This is a genomic window from Parabacteroides distasonis ATCC 8503 (genome assembly GCF_000012845.1).
Lineage (GTDB): Bacteria > Bacteroidota > Bacteroidia > Bacteroidales > Tannerellaceae > Parabacteroides > Parabacteroides distasonis.
On sequence record NC_009615.1, the window covers coordinates 3,839,532 to 3,860,742 of the forward strand.

A 21,211-nucleotide genomic window follows, 5' to 3' on the forward strand; every position below is an offset into this window, starting at 1 on the left:
ACAAGAATAATAGGATGTTTAAGCAACTGATATATCTCATCTCTTTCCTCTCGTTGGTCGCTGTGCTCCCGGCTGGTGCTACAGAAACGGAGAAGGATCAACGTAAGTTCGATTACTTCTTTTATGAGGGCTTGAATTTGAAGAACGCCGGGAAATTCGACGCCGCTTATGATGCCTTCAACCATTGCTTGGAGATTGACTCTACGGCGGCTCCGGTCTTGTATGAGCTTTCTTCTTTTTATGTACAGTTGAACCGTCCGGAGAAAGCGGTCGAGATGTTGAAAAGAGCCGTGGCCAACAGCAAGGATAATTTCACGTATAAAATGGCATTGGCGTCTATCACCCGGAATCTGGGCATGTATGGCGAAGCCGCCGAGGAGTACGAGGAATTGGTTCGTGATTATCCGGAGAAGGAGGAGCTGAATTATTATCTGGCCGATGCCTTGACGCAAGCCGGCGAGATCGGGAAGGCGATCGAGGCTTATGATGCGTTGGAGTCGGTTATGGGTATGAACGAGGCGATCTCCATGCAGAAATACAAACTGTACGTCCAGTTGGAGAAACCGGAAGAGGCTTTCAAGGAGATCGAGAAGCTAGCGGCTAAATATCCTATGGAGGCCCGTTACCAGATCGTATTGGGCGATCTTCATTTGGAAAACGGGGAGATGGACAAGGCTTTGGCTTGCTATCAAAAAGCGAATGAGATTGATCCGACCGACCCTTATTATATCGTCTCTATGGCCAATTACTACGAGGCGAAAGGGGATAAGGAGGCCGCCGAGCAACAAATCCGCAGCGCTTTGGTAAACGAGAAGCTGGACGTGGAGACGAAAGTGAACATCCTTTCCCGGTATATCTTGAAACTGCAACAAACGAAGCAAGGAACTGAGAACGCGAACCATTTATTCCAAACTCTTTTGGAGCAACATCCGGAGGATATCGACTTAAAACTGATGTATGGCGGTCTCTTGATGGCCCAAGGAAAGACAGAGGAGGCGAAATTCCAGTTCCAGTTGGTAACAGAGATGGAACCGGGTAACGCCGGGGCTTGGCAGCAATTGCTGAATCTGGCTTTGAAAGGGGAGGATATCCCGGAGGTCATCCGTATCTGTACGGCTTGTATGGAGCTTTTCCCCGAGTCGCCGGAATATTACTTCTATCTGGGTATCGCTTACTACCAACAACAGAAATATCAAGAAGCCTTGAATACCTATTATGCGGGCTTGAATATCATTCCGAAGGAGAACCTGCCGCTGAAATCGGATTTCTACGGTCAGATCGGTGATATTTATTACCAGATGGGGCAATTGGATCAAGCGTATAAAGCGTACGATGAGGCGTTGAAGTATAATGACAAGAACGTGGTCGTACTGAACAACTACAGTTACTTCCTTTCTTTGGAGAAGAAAGACTTGAAAAAGGCGGAACGTATGAGCGCCCAATGTATCAAGCTGGAACCGGACAACGCCACGTATCTGGATACCTACGCTTGGATCTTCTTCGTACAAGGAAACTATACCTTGGCGAAAATCTATATCGAGAGCGCTTTGGAGAAAGATAAGACAAAGAGCGCCGAACTCGTGGATCATTATGGGGACATCCTTTTCATGAACGGTGATAAGGAAAAAGCGGTGGAGCAATGGAAAAAGGCGAAAGAGATGGGGAAGGATTCCGAGATCTTGAACCGTAAGATCGCCGAGCAACAATATATAGAAGACGAGAACGCGAAATGAAAAGAGACTATTTCTTGACCTTCCTGTTATGTGGAGGTCTTTTACTTTCGATGTTGACAGGCTGTAAATCGTCCAAGAAAGTCGGGACGGTGGAATCCGCTAGCGTGAAGGCTCATAATGAGTTCTTCCAGTCGGTGGAGGATCAATCCTTCCAGTTCCGTACCTTGACGGCCCGGTTGAACGTGGATCTGGATATCCCTGGTAAGCAAATGAGCTCTCGGGTGGATATGAAGATGGTCAAGGATAGTGCTTTCCAACTGTCGGTACAACCTTTTCTCGGGATCGAGATCTTCCGTATCGAGTTGAGCCGGGATACGATCAAGGTGGTAGACCGCATGAATAAACGCTATATGATCGAGAATTATTCCAATTTGCAAGGGCAGACTCCGATCGAGTTCAACTTCTACAATTTGCAGGCTCTTTTCACGAATCATCTGTTTATCCCGGGGGAGCAGGGCGTTTCCCGTAAGCATTATAATCGTTTTAAGCTGAATCAAGAAGGCCCGGTAGCCGAGATCAAGACCAAGGATGCCATGGGGCTTTTCTATACCTTTAAGGCGGATGGCGAGGAGAAACTTCTCTCTACCTATGTAGCGGATCCTTCCGATCGTTATGCCTTGCAATGGCTGTACGAGGATTTTCGCTTGGTGGATCGGCAGCCGTTCCCGATGTTGATGGATGTGCAGGTGTTGAAGAACGGGAATCCCGAGGGTGGGGTGAAGATCCATTACTCCCGTATCCAACTGGACGAGCCGCTCAAGTTGGATTTTTCGGTTCCTTCTAAATATAAGCGTATTACCTTTGCGCAAGTATTGAAAACGATTACGAATCTGAATCAATAATCTATCATGAGGCACGTCTGGATCGTTCTATTGGCATTGTCTTTATCTACCGTGGTTTACGGTCAGAAATCCGCCGCTGTCCGTCAGTTGGAGCAGCAGCGCAAGGAGGCGTTGGCCGATATCGAGGAGACGAATAAATTATTACAGGAGACGGCCCAGACTGCTAAAACTTCCCTGAACCGTTTGAATCTACTCTCCAAACAAATTCTTTCCCGTAGGAAAGTCATCAGTTTATTGAATCAAGAGCTGGATGAGATCGAGAAAGATATCTTGAATATCCAAGGCCAGTTGCGCACCTTAAAACGGGAACTGGGCGATAAGCAGACGAATTACGGTAAATCGATGCGAGGGCTTTATAAACGCCATAGCTCGCAAGATAAATTGTTGTTTATCCTATCCGCCGAGAGTTTCTCTCAATCCATGCGGCGTATGCGGTATTTGCGGGAATATGCGGATTGGCAGAAGCGGCAAGCGAATGACATCGTTGAAAAGCAGGCCGAGATCAGCCGCAAGCAAGCTGAGATGGAGAAGACCCGTGCCGAGAAGCGTACCCTTTTAGGAACTCGTCAAGAAGAGAGTAAGAAGCTAGAAAGCGAGGAAGCTTCTCAGAAAGAGGAAGTCCAGCTATTGAATAAGAGACAAAAGGATTTGAAGGCGGATCTCCAAAAGAAGCGTCGTCAAGCCGAGGCTTTAAACCGACAGATAGAGAAGCAGATCGCCGAGGAGATCGCCCGTGCCGAGGCCGAGGCGAAAGCCGCCCGTGAACGTGCGGAACGTGAGCGCCGTGCCCGTGAACAAGCTGCCGCTAAGGGTAAACCCGTACCGGAGAGTAAAAACGAGCCGATCCGTGAGGAACGTGTGGCGGATACGAAAGGGGGCTATGCGATGACAAAGGCGGAGAAGCAATTGTCCGATAACTTCGCCAATAACCGGGGGCGTTTGCCGTATCCGGTGGCCGGAAGACATACGATCGTCGCTACATTCGGCGAGCAACAGCATCAGGAGTTGAAATATGTTCGTACCAGTAATAGTGGTATCGATATCCAGACCTCACCCGGGGCGGATGCCCGTGCGGTATTCAATGGGGAGGTAACGCGTGTGTTCGTGGTGCCGGGGTATAATAATTCCGTAATCGTTCGTCATGGTAACTACTTGACGGTTTATAGCAATTTGAGTCAGGTATATGTAAAAGCGGGCGACCGGGTCTCTACCCGTCAAGCGATCGGAAGGATCTATTCGGATCCGGAGGACGGTAATTCCACGATCCTCCATTTCCAATTGTGGAAGGAAAAGACGAAGCTGAATCCGCAGCCTTGGTTGGAATAAAAGCGGTTGTGATATGTTAAAACTATGATGGGCATTATAAGGCTGTTACGATGCCTGTTGTAAAGATGCTAGAATGCCCATTGTAACAACCTTATAATGCCTATTGTAATTTTCTCGTTTAACGCTCGTTCAATACGTTGTATAACCCATTCAGGTCATCGGCACCTACCAAGTCTACGCCTTCTTTGATGAAGAAGCGTTTGAACTGCTCGGTATCCGGGGCGCCCCACCAACGGAATAGTTTTCCCTCATCGTGGACTTTCCGGATGATCTCACGCATCTTCTGTAGTTGGTCGGCGGGCATCTCACCTTCGCCTTTCCATGTGAAGAAATCGGAGTAATTATCGCTTATGACCGGAGCGAGGGAAGCAGGGATGCCCTGTCCCAGATCCTTTATTTGTCCGTCGAGGAAGGTGAAGCGGCTGTTCTCTTTCGGCAGGCTGTTCTTCGGACGGTCGCCGGAAAGGAAGAAGAGGACGGCACCTTCTTTATATTCGCCGTTATCGACGGAACAGAAATATTCCTTGTAAGGTTCCATCTGTTTCTTTAATAGCTTGTACATCTCTTCGCCTTGTGCCTTGCAATCCACCATCAGGTAGAAAGGACGATCGCTACCGGGATAGACCTTACCTCCATTCGCTTGTATGCGGGCCACGAGCGGCTTGAGGTATAGGTTCTCGAAGGTAATTGCCGGATTGGGTTCCGGGCGGTCATGGGAAACGTATAGCTCGTCATCGATCAGCCACAGATCGGCCTCCACGCAGTTGAAGCGGAAGGACAAGGCGTCCAGCAGAGGTCTCTCCCGCCAGTAATCATTGTGCGAGAAGGCGTTGTAATGAATTGCGGAGGAGGCTTTCTGAATCGTCTGCTCCGTGGTTGTCTCCGCCACTTGAACTGTGTCCGATCCCTTCGGGGAGGAGCAAGCCGTACAGAGGGCGAGGGAGGTGATAAATAAGGATAGAATCTGTTTCATATACTAATTGTTTTTTGAGTCTAGTTGTAGAGACGGGGCGTGCCCCGTCTCTACAACTGGATGTTTGATGGATTTACTGTTTTATACGGTTTGCGTGCCGGGTTTTACGTTAGCCGTCTTCTGTTTGTCGCCCCAAAGGACGGTTAGTTCCAAGGGGACGTCGCTGGTAATTTCTACCTGCGGCTCTTGGGTAGCGGAAGAACGGGCCTTGACTTTGATCGCTACCAGACCGTCGAGGCCGAAAGGATAACGGTCGATACCATAAGCCTCCGTCAAGTTCACGTCTACGGTCAATTTCTTCTCGTACACATTGGAGCGGATGCCGAAGATTTGCTCGATCAAGCCGGAGATCGGTGCCAGTCCGCCCCAGCCCACGAAATTCGGGCGAGCCATGAAGCCCGGCTCCTCATGTTCCGGAGCGTAGTATTCCCAGAACGTACCGGTATTCTTATACACCTTTAGGACGTTATCGTAATGGTTGCGTGCGATCTCGTAAGCCAATTTACGATAGCCTTGTTGCAATAGGCCGGTAATCACCATATAGTTCGCTCCCGGCCATACGCCACCCTGCCAGTAGCGGCCGTTATCCTTGTATTTAGGATGGTTGGCGGCAAGGGAAGGGACGCGGTGCAGGCGGTTGAATGTCTCCTTGTTATCCAGCTCGGCCACGAAAGCATCCATGCGTTCCTTGGACAGGACATCGGTCAATAAGGCCCAGTACGCGTAGATTCCCTTGGTGGAGGAAAGGCTTCCGTCGGCGTATTGATCGAAAAGGAAATGCTCCTTCTCGTCCCATAGGTTCTCGTTGATATACTTCTTTAGCATCTTCTGCTCGTCCTCGAACTCCTCGATCTCCTGCCAACGCTCCAGATAGAAACCCATCTCAAGCAGATGCCCGGCGGTGAAGTATTGTTGCAAGCAAACGTCCAGCCAGATCATATGGCCGTGGCTGTATATCGGATTGTATTTCGGTTCCACCCGGGGCATGTTGTCCATGCCGGTACCCCAACCGCTGGTCCAATACGTACCGTTGCGCCACGTATGGTTTAGCTTCAACCATTTATAATAAGCGCAAAGGGCGGGGAATATCTTGTGTAGGCGGTCTATATCGCCGAACTGCTTATAATAGACGATCTCGCTCCAAGGGAGGATATTCGGTCCGGTGCTGGTCGGATCGTAACGCTCGAAACAGTCCGCTCCGTCCGCCTTGATCTCCCGGCAGATGAAACCGTCCGGATGTTGTTTGGCGTAGAAATTATCTAACGTACGTTGGAAGGGGAAGAAGCGGGTACCGAAACGGGCGAACATCATCATGAAGGCGGAGTCCCACATGAAGATATTGCCGTTGTAGGCGACATCAAGGTAACTGCATACGAAACCGGAATCCGGTTCCGGGGCCTTGATGTTGCCGATGCCGATTTGCCAAGCCTTCCAGTACATCTCGATCTCTTTCTCATGTCCGCTCCAAGTCGGGCCCGGGAGGATTTGCTTGGCCTCCTCGAAGGTTCCGGGCGTGATGGTCTCCGGTCTCGCCGTCCGGAACTCGTTCTCGGTCACGAAGGGTTCCTTCAGGTAGGTGTTCTTGTAAGGAAGATTGTATTTGGGGCGTTTCTCTTCCATTTTCTCTTGTGCTAAAAGGTTCCCGGCGGGAACGGAGGCCGCGCCTGCCGCAAGAAGGGATTGCTTTAAGAAGTTTCGTCTTGTTGTCATTCTTTATGATATTTATTGGGGGAGAGAGGGAGAAGGCGCGCCTCAGTCGGTGAACACAGTCCTCCCGGTCGGGTACCGTAGTACTGCTAGTCAAGTACTGCTGTCCTGCTAGTCAAGTACCGCTGTCCTCTCAGCCAAAGTACTGCGGTACTTGACTAGCGGGATAGCCCTGTTATACTCTCCATCGGATGAATACTGTTTGATTATAGATTCAGGAGCTTTTTGATCTTCCAGAAGATATCCGTATTCTCGAAGATACCCGTGAAGTTCTCGGCGCCCGGGCCGAAAGCATAAACGGGGACCATTACGCCGCTATGCCCTCCGGTGGAGAATTTACAAACGATACGGCCCTCGTTCAGATCCCCGTCCACCAAGGTAAGGCCACCGGTCTCGTGATCGGCGGTTACGACGACCAATGTCTCACCGTCTTGGGCGGCCCATTCGAAGATACGTCCGATCGTACGGTCGAAATCATGTGTCTCTTGCATCAACAGGTCGATATCGTTGAAATGTCCGTAATCATCCAATTGGGAGCCCTCTACCATCAGGAAGAAACCTTCCGGGTTTTGTCCCAGCAGATCGATCGCTTTCATCGAGGCACGAGCCAAGAGATCGCCTCGCTCGGCGGGAAGCGGGGTGTCTACGGTATCGGTAACGCAGAATACCTTGCCTTTTTGGATCTTCGCCAGTTCCTCCCAGCTACGGGGAGTCTGGTAACCTTTCTCCCTTAATTCCTTGAACAAATCGCGACCGTCCGCACGGTTCTCGAATAGCTTGGAGCCGCCGCCGAATACGTAATCGACGCCACAGTTCACGTAATCCGCTACGATCTCGGCCTCGGCGTCACGATCCGTATTGTGGCAGCAGAAGTCGGCGGGCGTAGCATCCCATAGGCGACAGGTAACGGCGATGCCGCTTGACAGGCCTTTCTTATTCGCCAAGGTAGCCAAAGATTCCAAGGGCTTGCCTTCCGGGTCTACGCCTACCATATGGTAGTTCGTTTTATGGCCGGTGGCCAGTGCGGTACCTCCGGCTCCGGAGTCGGTGATGAGGCGGTTGGCGCAATAGGTTTTCGAGAGGCCGGTGTATTGGGAGTTGTCCAGCCAGAGCTTGCCCCGGTTGGCGGTCCAAGCGGAATACATGTGCATAAGGCTCATACCGTCGCCGATCATTAGGATCACGTTCTTTATTTTCTTTCCGGTAGGGGGGACTAGTTTCTTGACCTCGTAAGGTTTCTCTAGTACATACGTTTGTTCTTTGTCTCGGCGACTTTGTGCCGCGGCCTCCGGAACGATCATGCCGGATAGCAGGATGGCTAAGGCGGATAGCACGGATAGAGTTGTTCTTCTCATATGATTCAGTATTTAATATTATCAATTTATATAAAGGTTCTCTGTTGGGATCGCGTCTAGTTTGGACATGCTTGGCGTACGCCAGCTCCAGCCTAGGTACTCACCCTCGTAATCCTCGAAATAATGCAAGGCGAAGGGGTGGTAGCCTTTTTGTAAGGGGATGCGTCCCGTCGCGTCGATGGCGGCGTGGGAGGCATCATTGTCCACTACCTTTTCTTTGCCGATATAGAGGACGCTACCGTCATCCGAGCGGGTACTGAACTCATAGACACCGTCTTCCGGTGCGTATATATATCCAGTGAAGATATAACCGAAATGATCCGGCAATTTAGCGTTCAGGATAGAAGGCTCAGGTATTGTTCCGGTCTCGACTACCTTCGCTTTTTGCAGATCGGCTACCCATTGGAACTCTCCTTCGTAATAGGTATAAGCTACCCCATGCTTCGTAGGCTGTATGGATAACGCGGGGCGTAATACGGCTTTTGTCGCTTGGATCGAGTACGTACGGCTGGGTACGAATCCCTTTTTATATCCTTTGGCCTTGATAATCGTGGTCTCTTTTAAGACGAATGGCTCGCTGTATACCGGAGCGTTCTCATCCGGTTCCGATCCGTCAAGCGTGTAATGGATAACCGCCTCGGGTGTCGTGGATTTTAGTTCCGCCGTAATCTCACCTTCAAATAAATCCAGATCATTCGCTATGTAAGGGATAGAGACGGTAGGTTGCTCCGTATAGGAATAGGGAGCGTACTCGGGAGCGGTTCCCCAACTCTTGTCCGGTGTCGCCGAGAGCGTAAAGTCCAGTGTGCCTCCTTGCATCAACTGGTAGTATGTGATATAGCAATGCTTAATCTCTTTTCCATTCAGCGATACGCTCGTGATGTATTTATTCTTTTCCGGTTGGTTTGCCGTGATCGTAAGTATCTTTCCGTTTCCGAGTTTCACGGTCGCTTTGTCAAAGAGCGGCGCAGTCAGGATAAACTGGTTGCTACCCGGACAAACGGAGTAGAAACCAAGGCTGCTCAACAGGTACCAAGCGGACATCTGCCCGCAATCCTCGTTGCCGATAATCCCCTCGGGAGTCGGTTGGTACATCTCGTCCAACAGGCGGCGGGTCCATTCTTGGGTTTTCCACGGCTCGCCTACGTAGCTGTACAGGTAAGCCATGTGGTGGCTAGGCTCGTTGCCATGCGCGTATTGACCGACCAATCCTGTAACGTCTACCAGATCGCCGACTACCTCGGAGGTAACCATAAATAAGCTATCCAGATCAGCGATGAATGCCTCCCGGCCTCCGAACAACTGGGTCAATCCATATACGTCATGCGGGGTAAAGAAACGATATTGCCAGGCCGTAGCCTCCGTATAGGAACGTCCGATAGCGAATGGATCGAAAGGAGTCTCCCAATTCCCATCCTGCCGTTTGCCCCGGAAGAACCGGGTACTACCGTCGAATACGTTGATAAAATTCTGGGAACGCTTGATGAAGGTCTCATAATCATCCATATGTCCTAAAGCTTTCGCCATTTGTGCGATACACCAGTCATCGTAGGCGAATTCCAATAAACAGGAAACCGATTCTTTCTTGATATTCGTCGGGATGAAGCCTTCCTTTATATAATAATCCGCTCCTTTCTTATTCTTCTCCGCTGAGATCTTCATCGCTTCGAGAGCATGTTCCGCGTCATATCCGCGAATACCTTTTAAATAAGCGTCCGCTATAATCGATGTGGAGTGATAACCGATCATCGTTCCGGTCTCGCCTGCCGATAAGGGCCATAACGGAAGCTCGCCGCTGGCGTCGTACATATCCAAGAGAGACTGTACCATATCATTCACCAAGGTAGTATCCAACAGAGTCATCATCGGATGCCAGGCCCGGAAGGTGTCCCAAGTGGAGAAGGTGGAGAATTGGCGGCGACCTGCCGGGATCGTCGCTACGCTCATGTCGTGACGGCGGTATTGTCCGTTCACGTCGCTCGCTATGTTCGGGATGATCTTGCTATGGTATAGCGCCGTATAGAAATTCGTGCGCTCGGCTTCGGTGCCTCCTTCTACCGTGATAACGTCCAGTTCTTTTTCCCAATCGGAGCGTGTCGCTTGATGGATGGCATCGAAATCAAAGCCATAGGAATCCGTCTCTTGCTCAAGGTTCAGACGGGCGTTCTCCTCATTTACGATCGATACCCCGACTTTGCAGATGATGGGCTTTCCGGTAGTCGTATCGAAGGTAAGTACGGCTTGCCGTTCGGAAGGCTGTTCCATGGAAGAGAAGGGTTGCGAGAATTGCGCTACAAAGAAGACATACTGATTGTCTACCCAGCCCCGGGTACGCCGCATACCGGTAAGCTCATTCTCCCCAGTTTGCTTAACCCAGCCTTCGTATATATATTCGTTATCCAATAAATGGTCCATATCGACCACCAACGTAGCCTCTATCCCTTTTTTATAGGTATATCGGTGTATCCCGACATGCGGGGTCGTGGTAAGTTCCGCTAATACACCTGCCTCCCTGAGATTCACCGAGTAGTAACCCGGGGAAGCCTTCTCGTCCGAGTGCGAGAACGCTAGAGGTGTCTGGAGTGACGGACGGAATAGGATATCGCCAAGGTCGATACATCCCGTACCGCTTAAATGGGTATGGGAAAAACCCATTAAGGTAGAATCGCTGTAATGATAACCGGAACAAGCGTCCCAATTCCCTTTCCGGGTGTCCGGACTGAGTTGGACCGCTCCGTAAGGAGCCGTGGCCCCGGGATACGTGTGTCCGTGAAATCCCGTGCCGATAAACGGATTCACGGAATCGATGGGGGATTGTGGTGCTTGGCTACAGGCCGTGAATAAGGCTATTATCCCTGTACACAAGCAAGAAGAAAGAGTTTGAATTAATCTCATGGTGTATCTTTTGTTTACTATATTATACAATTGGCAAAGGTAAACTACCTATTTGAGATATGCGTTTTTACCCGGTAGAAAATAACACGGGCTGTTTCATTTTCTGAGACAGCCCGTAATTGAATCTTATTCGTACCTTGATCGGTTTAAAGGAATCGGTTAATATCCCTCGTTCTGCTTCAGTTGACCATTCGATTTAGTAATCTCTTCACTTGGATACGGGAATACCATCATATGTGCTTGATAGGCGTTTTTGTTGGTGTAATCTTCGTAACCAATAATCGTGAACGCGGATTCCGGATTCGCCCGGTCTTCATATCTGCGGATACGTGGATGTGCGTTCAACTCTTTATCGGCCAATGTCTTTATGTCGGCATTGGAAGAACGGTTCCAACGCTTTAAGTCGAATAGATGGTCTGTAAACTCAAAAGCCAATTCACAACGGCGTTCGTGATATAGATCCTTCATCGTGGCGGTGCCGGTAAGCGGTGTCAAGTTGGAGCGTAGGCGGATACGGTTGATATCTGCGGTTGCTTTATCGGCTTGGCCTGTCATTAAATATGCCTCGGCACGGAACAATAACATTTCTGCGAAACGGATGATCGGGAAATTGACACGGACCGTAGGCCAGTCTCCGTTAGCACTCACGGCTCCTTCACCTACAGGGTCTGAGTATTTGAACGCGTCCATGTATTTATTGATCATGAAACCAGCTTCAAGATCGGAGGTAGACCAGAACTTGCGTGTCTCGCCGAAGAACGGGAACTCTTGGTTGTATTCCAAGATTGAGCGTACTAAACGGTCATTACCTTTACCATCTTTCGCCATTTCTTCGTAGATGTCGTAAGAGGGCTTCATCTGCCCCCAACCATTATATTTGCCCCAGCCTTTGTTCTCAAGGATAATACCCGGGAATTCGGTACCGCCCGGTAGTGCGCCACCGATACTCGGAATAGTCCAGAGATATTCGGCGTTCCAATAATCTTTCAAGTCAGACGAGAATAGTTCTGCGAATGTGGGAGCTAGATCTCGATTGTAGTTGTTCTCTAATTGATTGACCATCTCGATGACGTTGTTCCATTGGGTAGCATCCCAAGTAGCCCAGTAAGCATAAGTTTTCGCTTTGAACGCCACGGCAGCAGCCTGATGTGCCCGGCCCCGGTTGTCAGCGTCATAGGATTCGAAGATTGGAAGGTAGGCGATTGCCTTGTCCATATCTTCGATGATCAGTTTATAATTGTCCATAACGGTAGCTTGCTGAGGCGGTATGGAGTTGTCGTAATCGTCGGGGAAGTCCTCGTAACGTACGAAAGGTACTCCTTGTTTATCCGTACCGTACCGATAAGCGATCAGATAATGTGCCCAGCCGCGACTGAAGTAAGCTTCGCCCAAGCTGCGTTTCTCGACGGCGGTCAGCGTCGTTCCCTTTTCTTTCTTCACTAATTCTTGGATGATCCAATTCGCACGGGACATAGTAGAATACATACGGCTGAATACATCTCTTAGAGGAGATTCATCACCGGTATAGGCTAAGGTCGCCAAAGAGTTATAACCGCGCGTACGTCCCCAAACAATGTCGCATGCGGCTCCCTGTTCCCAGAATAACTCACGGCCGTAACAACCCTCTTGATGGAATCTTTCATATAATCCGTCAATGGCATCAATGGCCTGTTGATCATTCAAGAAATAGGAGGTTGTAGTTGCGTTTCCTTCCGGCTGAACGTCGAGGAAGTCGCTACAAGAACTACAAACCAATGCGGATAATGCTAATACTGTAATATATCTTTTCATTTTGATCCTTTGTTAATATGAATATCTTTTAAAACACCCGATTAGTATGTCAATTTGACTCCGACAGAGAATACGCGTGAAACCGGATACTTCAAGGCATCCCAACCGCCGGTTTCCGGGTCCATTCCTGAGTAGTTCGTGATCGTGAAGAGGTTCTCACCGCTAAGGTAAACCGACATCATGCTGTTGCGTTCTTGCAGGTGAGCGCATTTCCTGATAACATCACTCAAGTCATAGGATACGGTGAAGTTCTTCAAACGTAAGTAAGAAGCATTCTCCAGATACCAATCAGACGGTGTGCTAAAGTTGCTATTCGGGTCGTTTTTCGATAAGCGTGGAATATTCGACCCTGTATTCGACGGACTCCAAGCGTTCATGATCTCTTTTGAGCGGTTGAAGTTTCCTTCTACATCGCTTAAGGCCATATATTTACCTACATATAAAGCTTGTGCTCCACCTACGCCTTGGAACATAGCGCTTACGGAAAGCTTCTTCCAAGTGAATCCTCCGGAGAATGAGAATGTAGTTTTAGGTGTAGCGCTACCGCAGTATTGACGGTCTTCATCATTGATGACTCCATCACCATTGGCATCGACGAATTTCAAATCGCCGGCTACAGCGTCCGGTTGGATTCGTTTTCCGTCTTTGTTTACATAAGCGGCTGCCTCTGCGTCGCTTTGAAAAATGCCGTCAGTCTTGATCAGATAGAAAGAGGCCAGCGGTTCTCCTTCGGCTGTTTGATACATATATGGAAGGTTACGATAACTACCATCGAAATATGCATCATTTTTGGTGATACCTGTCCAAACGCCCGGGGTTCCGTCTGCGTTCTTTACCCCAATATCAGAAACCCAGTTCTTTAGATAAGAGAAGTTTCCGGAAACGAAGTACGACCAATCTTTATTTACCTGTTGGTTCCAATTGATTTGCGCCTCAAAACCTCGGTTGCGGACTTCACCTTGATTGACTAACATGGCATCGATACCGATCGTTCCCGGCCAGTTCATCGTTTGCGACTGGATCAAGTTGAACGTGCGTTTGTCGAAATAGTCGAATGCCATGCTCAAGCGATTGTCGAACATGTTCACATCTAGACCTAAGTCCCATTGCTCGGAAGTTTCCCATGTTAAGTTGGGATTTAATGCGGTAGAGTTATAGACGAAGTTTCCCCAAATCTTGTTCGATTCTACGCCGTACTGTGCCTGCTCCGACCAATAATTCTTACCTAATAAAGCTGATTTGTAATTATAACCGATAGATCCTAGATTACCGACACGTCCCCAAGAAGCACGGATCTTCAATAAATTCAGTGTCTCGCTCTTCGGGAAGAAAGATTCATTAGAGATTTTCCATCCGGCTGTTACGGCAGGAAAGTCGCCATAGTTATTATCTTTAGGTAGACGGCCTGCGTAATCACGACGCCAAGAGGCTGTAACGAAGTAACGATCGTTGAAGGAATAAGCCAGACGGGCGATCAAGGATACGTTTGCGTCAGGACCGGTCAAATAATCGGTTGCGGAAACGGAATTCGCATAGGATAGATATTGTAAATAAGCGGATTCGTCAGATAAATCTTTTCCATTAACCTCTAATCCTCGCTTGCTGTAATGATCGGCCGTAGTGGATAGTAAGACACCCACGGTGTGCATGTCATTAAACGTATTGTCGTAGGTCAATGTGTTTTCCGTTTTCCATGCGTCTGCACGGTAAGTCGTTTCATCCAGATTATTTGTCAAGGAGGGTTTTCCCACCTCGTCACGGATCGGGCTGAAGTTCTTATATAGATTATTCTTCAGGTTGTAAGTGAAACGGCTCGTGAACTTCAAGCCGGTAACGATATTAGCTAGTTCCAGACTGGTCGTACTCCAGATGTCGCTGGTTCGGTCATAGCGGTTTTCCGCTTCCAGCAAGCGAACCGGATTGACAGCGTCTCCATGGATATCTGCGAAGTTGGAGCCATATTTGGCGATGTAATCCGGGTCTTCGGTCGTTGTTCCACCGTAAGTACCATCCAGCGGATTGTAAACCGTAGCGCTGGCAGGCATATACATAGCCGCCGCGACAACTCCCGTATAACCACTGTCGGTATCTTTTGAACGGCTTTCGTTGTTTTTCCAAACCACGTCTTCGGTGATAGTCACCCATTTATTCAATTTGAATTTACCGTTGTAACGAAGTGAAAGGTTCTTGTTGAAAGTATTGATCAATACACCTTCATCATTATCGTAAGCAAATGAAACACGGTTGGAGGCATTCTCTGAACCAACATTCAAGGCTACGTTATGGCGTTGGTAGAAAGCGGTGCGGAAGATCTCGTCCATCCAGTTGGTACGTGTGGTACCTACCCATGGGTTCTTGGTCAAATCCCAACCGGTCGGCAATGTAAGCCCTGCGTTTGCGTAAGACAGTTTTCGCATCTCGAGTTGCTCTTCCGCATTTAACGGCTCGATTACGTTGCTAGCTTTACGAACACCGAAAGTTGCGTCATAGCTCAACGAGGTTTTGCCCTCTTTCGCCTTCTTGGTGGTTACCAAGATAACACCGCCGGCTCCGGATTGCGCTCCATAGATAGCGGCAGAGGCAGCATCTTTTAAGACGACAATCGTCTCGATATCATTCATAGAAGCGATGGGTGCGCCGGGGACACCGTCAACAACCCATAATACGTTATCGCCATTCTGTGAGCCCTGTCCACGGATCACTATCGAGGGTGTAGCCGTCGGGTCTCCACCGTTCGCTTGTACGGTAACACCCGCTAACTGCCCTTGCAACATACTTTCGGTAGAGGTAACCGGACGGGCCACCAGGTCTTCCGTGTTGTTCAGCACGCCCACGGAAGCGGAGAGATCTTGTTTGCGTTGCCCCGCTCCATAACCGAGTACGACTACCTCATCCAATTTCTGCGTATCTTCTTCTAGGATGATGTTGAAGGTCGTTTTCCCGTTTATCGGGATACTTTGCGTCATATAACCGATATAACTGATCTCTAAGGTAGCGTTTTCCGGAACTTCCAGTAGGAAATCTCCATCGAGCCCGGTGATTACTCCGTTTGTCGTCCCTTTTACGATCACGTTCGCGCCAATTACAGGAATCCCCGCCTGGTCTTTGACGATACCGGAAATCTGTTTCGTACTTTGTTGGTAGATGCTGGGACTCGGAAGTTCTAAGCCCGATGATTGCCCGAAGACGGGAGAAGCTTGAGCGGTTTGGGTACCTGCCACTATGCCACATAAAGACATCCCTACGCATAGATGCTTGACAGGGATGAAATCATAAAGCCGTTGTTTCATGTTTGCGTATTTTAGTGTTTATCTAAATCTGCCGCAAAAGTAGGCGTAATATGTGCGAGTATAGTGGAAGGTCTTATGAAGTGTTTGTGAATAAAATGTTGCAAAGCTGTTGCAGCCTTACTGCAACGCACGTGCAGTGTTACTGCGACAGGCGTGCAGTAACATTGCAATGCGGGTTGCAATAATCAGAAATCAAAGTATCGTTTAGCGTTGTTGTAACTGATGTCCTCCACCATCTGTCCAATGAAGGAAAGCTCGGAGGCGGGCAATAAGCCTTTCTCTATCTCATTGCCTAGCATATTACAAAGGATCCGGCGGAAATACTCATGGCGGGGATATGACAGGAAGCTGCGGGAATCTGTCAGCATACCGACGAAACGGCTTAAAAGACCGAGGCTGGAAAGTGCGTTTAACTGATCTTCCATGCCTTTGATCTGATCGAGGAACCACCAAGCCGCTCCATATTGCATCTTCCCGGGTACACTGCCGTCGTTGAAATTGTAGGCATTGGCTACCATCAACTCGGTGTCGCGGGGATTCAGGTTGTAAACGATCGTTTTCGCTAACAGCCCTTCTTGATCTAAATGGCTGAAAAAGCGGTTCATGGAAACAGCTACCGGCTGATCATCGATAGCGTCGAAACCCGTGTCTGGCCCTAATAACTTGAACATCCGTTTGTTATTATTCCGATTTGCGCCGATATGGAATTGCTGTACCCATCCACTCCGGGCATCCATTGCCGCCAATTCGTATAGCAATGCCGAACGGTATTTGCGAACTTCCTGCTCCGTGAGCGATTTACCCATACGAGCCTTGAGGAAAATCACCTCAATCTCCTGCTCGGTATAAGGTTCGGCATAGAAAGTATCCAACCCGTGGTCCGATAACCGGCACCCTTGAGCGGCGAAGAAATCATGCCGCTTTTGTAATGCCTCCAATAAATGCTTGTAGGTGAGGATGGTCTTATCGGCGGCGGCCTCCAGCTTGGACAAATAGTCATTTAGCGCCTTGAAATTATCGATAGCGAGTACCTTGTCCGGTCGCCATGCCGGATATACACGGATGTGGCATCCGCTTGAACGTATTTTTTGATGGAATTCCAATGAGTCTATAGGATCGTCGGTCGTACAAACAACCTCTACGTTCATCCGTTTCATGATGGCTTGCGCACGATATTCGGGGGTACGCAGTTTATCCGTACAAGTTGCGTAGATTTCCTCGGCGGAAGCCGGATTCAAGACTTTATGGATTCCAAATATACGGCTAAGTTCCAGATGTGTCCAATGATAAAGCGGGTTTCGCATCGTGTAAGGCATCGTCTCTGCCCATTTAAGGAATTTCTCGTAAGAGGGCTTATCTCCGGTGATGTATTCCTCGGGGATACCATTTGCTCTCATCGCCCGCCATTTGTAATGGTCTCCGCCAAGCCATATCTCCGTAAGATCCTCGAATTGATGATTCTCCGCTATTTGCCGGGGATCTAGGTGGCAATGGTAATCAATGATGGGCATCTTCGCCGCATGCTCGTGATATAACTCACGGGCCGTGTCGGTTTGGAGCAAGAAATCTTGATCTAAAAAGTTTTTCATACTTGGCGATACTTTTGAATGATAGATAAGGCGTTGCGGCATAAATCGGTAATGGATTGCCAATCGTTTCCCGCTATCGCTTCTTTGGGGAAGAGTTTGGATCCCATTCCTACGCAGGTCACGCCGGCCTTGAACCAAGCGGATAGATTCTCCTCTGTCGGCTCCACGGCACCGGTAGCCATGATTAGGGTCCATGGCATGGGTGCCTTTATGTTCTTGACAAATGAGGGACCTCCTACATTTCCGGCGGGGAATATCTTGCAAAGGTCGCAACCAACTTCTTGGGCAAAGCCGATCTCGGATACGGAACCGCAGCCGGGCGTATAAGGGATGAGGCGACGGTTACATATCTTCGCTATCTCCGGGTTGAACAACGGGCCGACTACGAAGTTTGCGCCTAGCTGTATGAATAAGGCGGCTGTGGCCGGGTCTACGATAGAACCTACGCCCAATACTAATTCCGGGCATTCCTTGGCGGCGTATTTTACCAGCTCGCCAAATACCTCGTGGGCGAAATCTCCCCGGTTAGTAAACTCGAAGGCTCTGACGCCTCCCTCGTAACAGGCTTTTACAACTTGTTTTGCGATCTCTACCTCTTTATTATAATAAACGGGCACCATTCCGGTTTGGATGATAGCCTGTAATGTTTGTATTTTATTGAATTGAGCCATATTGGGAATTAAAAATTGAAAGTTGAGAATTGAAAATTAGCGGGAGACACGGCCGGAGGTGTCGCCGGACATGAGTTTTTCTACTTCCTCTACGGTTACTTGGTTGAAGTCTCCGTAAATTGTGTGCTTTAGGCAAGAAGCCGCTACCGCGAAGTCCAAGGCTTTCTGGTCGTCACCGGGGTAGGAGAGCAAACCGTAAATAAGGCCTCCCATAAAAGAATCGCCTCCACCTACACGATCTACGATATGGGTGATGTCATACCGGCGGGATTTGTACAACCGGTTGTCGGCGTATAGCACTCCGCCCCATGTGTTATGATTGGCATTGATGGAGCCTCTTAGCGTGATGATAACTTTCCGGGCACGTGGGAAGTGAGCCATTAATTGGGTACATACCGACTGGAAAGAGGCGGCGTGTACCTCGCCTTCCGTGGCGGCGGCGTCAAAACCTTCGGGCTTGATACCGAAGACTTTCTCGGCATCTTCCTCGTTTCCTAGGATGATATCGCATCCGGCTACTAGTTCCGGCATGACCTCATGGGCTGTCTTACCGTATTTCCAGAGATTTTTCCGGTAGTTGAGGTCGCAGGATACCGTGATGCCCAATCGGTTTGCCGCCTGTATCGCTTCCAAGCATACGTTGGCGGCACCTTCGGATATGGCTGGCGTGATACCTGTCCAGTGAAACCAAGAGGCATCCTTGAATACCTCGTTCCAATCGATCATCCCCGGTCGGATCTCGGCGATGGAAGAATGAGCCCGGTCATATACCACCTTGCTGGCACGAGCGACCGCTCCGGTCTCCAGAAAATAAATGCCTAACCGTTCCCCTCCGTAAATGATCTTGGAAGTTCCGATACCCTGTTTGCGTAATTCCATAACGCAGGCACGGGCGATGTCATTTTGGGGTAAACGGGTTACAAACTCAGTCTCTATGCCATAGTTGGCGAGTGAGGCGGCGACATTCGCTTCCCCTCCGCCAAAAGTAGCGTTGAACTGATTGGCTTGGCAAAAGCGTAAATAGTCCGGAGTAGCCAGCCTAAGCATGATCTCTCCGAAAGTTATGACTTTCTTACTCATGGTGGTATAGTATTATGTTTTTCGCAAATGTAAGGGTTTATTTCGAATAATATATAGCGTGTGTGCGAAAACATAGGCTTTTTTATTCCACCTCCCGGACAAAACGCCCGATTTCGAAAGGAGTCTTTGGGGCGCTAACACTGGTGTAGAAAGGAAGCAGGTATTTGACAAAGCCTTCTTCTACCTCTAAATTGGGAAATCCTAGTTTATAGATACCAAAGCGAGAATCATAATCCTTGATCGTAAGGTAGCCGCTTTGGTAAATAACAGGGACAGGATTGCTAGAGGTTGAGTCGATACTGTTCAGCACATCGGCATCGGTCTCGGTATTTGCCAGCTCATAGAGGTCGTAATGGGTGTGCTTGAGTAACTCTACTAAATAAGAAGGTGTCCCGGTCTCGAACCAATAATCTTCAGGCCGCATATATTTAAAGGTATTCAGCAGGCTGAAAGGGTTATAGATACCCGGTACGTTGGCTACGAAATGATAGCCGTCGTAACGCTTTCTCAGCAAGGAGTGTGTTTCATCATAGGTCAGTTCGAGGGAGGAGGCCAGTTTATGGGTATCTCCGTCCTTGCGAATCTTCTCGAAATTCTGTATACCGACTGGGATAAATAGTCTGGTTCATAGTGCCAAATATTTAATGTGACCTATTGACAAAGATACGATAAGTTTCTTGATTTAGGATATAGAGTCCGGAAAAACAAAAAAGCCGCTAGTCCCAATATGGATGCGGCTTTTTTTGCTCCTCAATGAAACAATCTCACGATTCCCCCCTTGCAAAGACTTGTTAACCTTAGATCTAAAATACTATGAAAAAAACTCGATGCAAATATAAGGGGTTTTATAATATGCGTCAATAGTATTTGTAACATTTTATTGTAAAGATATCGCAAATAGGTTTCAATTTGATATATATCAAGCTTGTTATTCTGAAATTCCGTACTTTTTAGGAATGTTATTCATAATTTCGAATAATTCGTTAACAGTCTCCGCACGTAGCATGGCGATCCGTGTTTGCTTGAAATCGGTAATACCTTTGAAGAGTGGAGTAGCTGCCAGATGACGGCGAATATGTAAGATTCCCCTACGCTCGTCCAATCGTTCCACGCTTTGCTCCACTTGTTTTTTTAGGATATCCAGATACCAAGAGAAAGGCTCTTGTGGCAATAATTCCCCGGTCGTAAGATAGTGTTTTACCTCCCGGAAGATCCAAGGGCGGCCTATGCTAGCCCTACCGATCATTACGGCGTCTACGCCATAGTCCTCGAAACGCTGCTTGCATATCTCGGCGGAAGTCACGTCGCCATTCCCGATGATAGGGATTTGCATGCGAGGGTTATTTTTTACGGCACGGATCAAGGTCCAATCCGCCTCGCCCGTGTACATTTGCGCCCGTGTACGTCCGTGGATGGAGAGGGCGGCGATACCGCAATCCTGTAGTTGCTCGGCCAGATCCACGATAACGCGGTTGTCGGCATCCCATCCCAAACGGGTTTTCACGGTGACGGGGATGTTCACGGCTTTCACCACCTCTCTCGTGATCTCCAGCATCAACGGGATATTGCGTAGCATGCCGGCTCCGGCTCCCTTGCCCGCTACTTTCTTTACGGGGCAACCAAAGTTTATATCTAAAATATCCGGACGAGCTTCCTCGCAAATACGTGCGGCCTCTACCATCGAGGCTACGTCCTTGCCGTAAATCTGGATAGCGACCGGACGCTCATCATCGGAGACATTTAGTTTTTGCTGTGTTTTGTTCACACTGCGGATCAACGCGTCGCTCGATACGAACTCCGTATATACCATGTCCGCTCCGAAGCGTTTGCACATCAAACGAAACGAGATATCCGTCACGTCCTCCATAGGCGCCAAGAATACCGGACGCTCCCCTAAATCTATTGAACCAATCTTCATACCTTCTGTTTGCTAACTAAATAGAGATTACAAAAGTACTT

General features: G+C 48.9%; 13 protein-coding genes and 1 pseudogene. 3 read left to right on the forward strand and 11 right to left on the reverse strand.

Going from position 1 to position 21,211, the window contains the following annotated elements:
* The first annotated feature begins 14 nt into the window (after positions 1 to 14).
* Genes BDI_RS15855 through BDI_RS15865 form a run of 3 tightly spaced genes read left to right on the forward strand, consistent with a single transcriptional unit; the run spans position 15 to position 3,901 of the window.
* A complete protein-coding gene (locus tag BDI_RS15855; protein WP_005860034.1) occupies positions 15 to 1,733 on the forward strand; it encodes a tetratricopeptide repeat protein in 1,719 nt (572 codons plus the stop codon).
* A complete protein-coding gene (locus BDI_RS15860; protein ID WP_005860032.1) occupies positions 1,730 to 2,575 on the forward strand; it encodes a DUF4292 domain-containing protein in 846 nt (281 codons plus the stop codon). The genes BDI_RS15855 and BDI_RS15860 overlap by 4 nt, the downstream gene beginning before the upstream one ends.
* A 6-nt stretch (positions 2,576 to 2,581) precedes the next feature.
* Entirely contained in the window at positions 2,582 to 3,901 is a 1,320-nt protein-coding gene (locus BDI_RS15865; protein ID WP_011967183.1) for a murein hydrolase activator EnvC family protein, read from the forward strand.
* 118 nt (positions 3,902 to 4,019) lie between these two features.
* Here the strand turns inward: BDI_RS15865 and BDI_RS15870 are convergent, their stop codons facing one another.
* From BDI_RS15870 to dusB, 11 genes and pseudogenes are all read right to left on the reverse strand, one after another.
* The gene (locus tag BDI_RS15870; protein WP_005860028.1) at positions 4,020 to 4,874 is read right to left on the reverse strand and encodes a phosphatidylinositol-specific phospholipase C/glycerophosphodiester phosphodiesterase family protein; all 855 of its coding nucleotides are present in this window, start codon (positions 4,872 to 4,874) and stop codon (positions 4,020 to 4,022) included.
* Positions 4,875 to 4,955: 81 nt separating this feature from the next.
* Positions 4,956 to 6,584, reverse strand: a complete 1,629-nt coding sequence (locus tag BDI_RS15875; protein WP_011967184.1) for an MGH1-like glycoside hydrolase domain-containing protein — start codon at positions 6,582 to 6,584, stop codon at positions 4,956 to 4,958.
* A 203-nt stretch (positions 6,585 to 6,787) separates the two neighbouring features.
* Positions 6,788 to 7,936, reverse strand: a complete 1,149-nt coding sequence (locus BDI_RS15880) for an alkaline phosphatase (protein WP_005860025.1) — start codon at positions 7,934 to 7,936, stop codon at positions 6,788 to 6,790.
* A 21-nt stretch (positions 7,937 to 7,957) separates the two neighbouring features.
* Positions 7,958 to 10,831, reverse strand: a complete 2,874-nt coding sequence (locus BDI_RS15885) for a GH92 family glycosyl hydrolase (protein WP_011967185.1) — start codon at positions 10,829 to 10,831, stop codon at positions 7,958 to 7,960.
* A gap of 159 nt (positions 10,832 to 10,990) precedes the next feature.
* Positions 10,991 to 12,622: a RagB/SusD family nutrient uptake outer membrane protein gene (locus tag BDI_RS15890; protein ID WP_011967186.1), complete on the reverse strand. Its 1,632-nt coding sequence runs from the start codon at positions 12,620 to 12,622 to the stop codon at positions 10,991 to 10,993.
* Between the two features lie 41 nt (positions 12,623 to 12,663).
* Complete coding sequence (locus tag BDI_RS15895; protein ID WP_009016691.1) at positions 12,664 to 15,912, reverse strand: SusC/RagA family TonB-linked outer membrane protein; 3,249 nt, start codon at positions 15,910 to 15,912, stop codon at positions 12,664 to 12,666.
* Positions 15,913 to 16,097: 185 nt separating this feature from the next.
* Positions 16,098 to 17,501: a glucuronate isomerase gene (gene uxaC / locus BDI_RS15900; protein WP_041525607.1), complete on the reverse strand. Its 1,404-nt coding sequence runs from the start codon at positions 17,499 to 17,501 to the stop codon at positions 16,098 to 16,100.
* On the reverse strand, positions 17,498 to 18,172 hold the full coding sequence (locus tag BDI_RS15905) for a bifunctional 4-hydroxy-2-oxoglutarate aldolase/2-dehydro-3-deoxy-phosphogluconate aldolase (protein ID WP_009016689.1): 675 nt from the start codon (positions 18,170 to 18,172) through the stop codon (positions 17,498 to 17,500). Before BDI_RS15905 ends, uxaC begins: the two co-directional genes overlap by 4 nt.
* 36 nt (positions 18,173 to 18,208) lie before the next feature.
* Positions 18,209 to 19,252: a sugar kinase gene (locus BDI_RS15910; RefSeq protein ID WP_011967188.1), complete on the reverse strand. Its 1,044-nt coding sequence runs from the start codon at positions 19,250 to 19,252 to the stop codon at positions 18,209 to 18,211.
* A gap of 88 nt (positions 19,253 to 19,340) precedes the next feature.
* A pseudogene (locus tag BDI_RS15915) lies at positions 19,341 to 19,811 on the reverse strand (AAA family ATPase); the annotation flags it as partial.
* A gap of 369 nt (positions 19,812 to 20,180) precedes the next feature.
* Complete coding sequence (dusB, locus tag BDI_RS15920) at positions 20,181 to 21,170, reverse strand: tRNA dihydrouridine synthase DusB (protein ID WP_011967190.1); 990 nt, start codon at positions 21,168 to 21,170, stop codon at positions 20,181 to 20,183.
* Positions 21,171 to 21,211 lie beyond the last annotated feature (41 nt).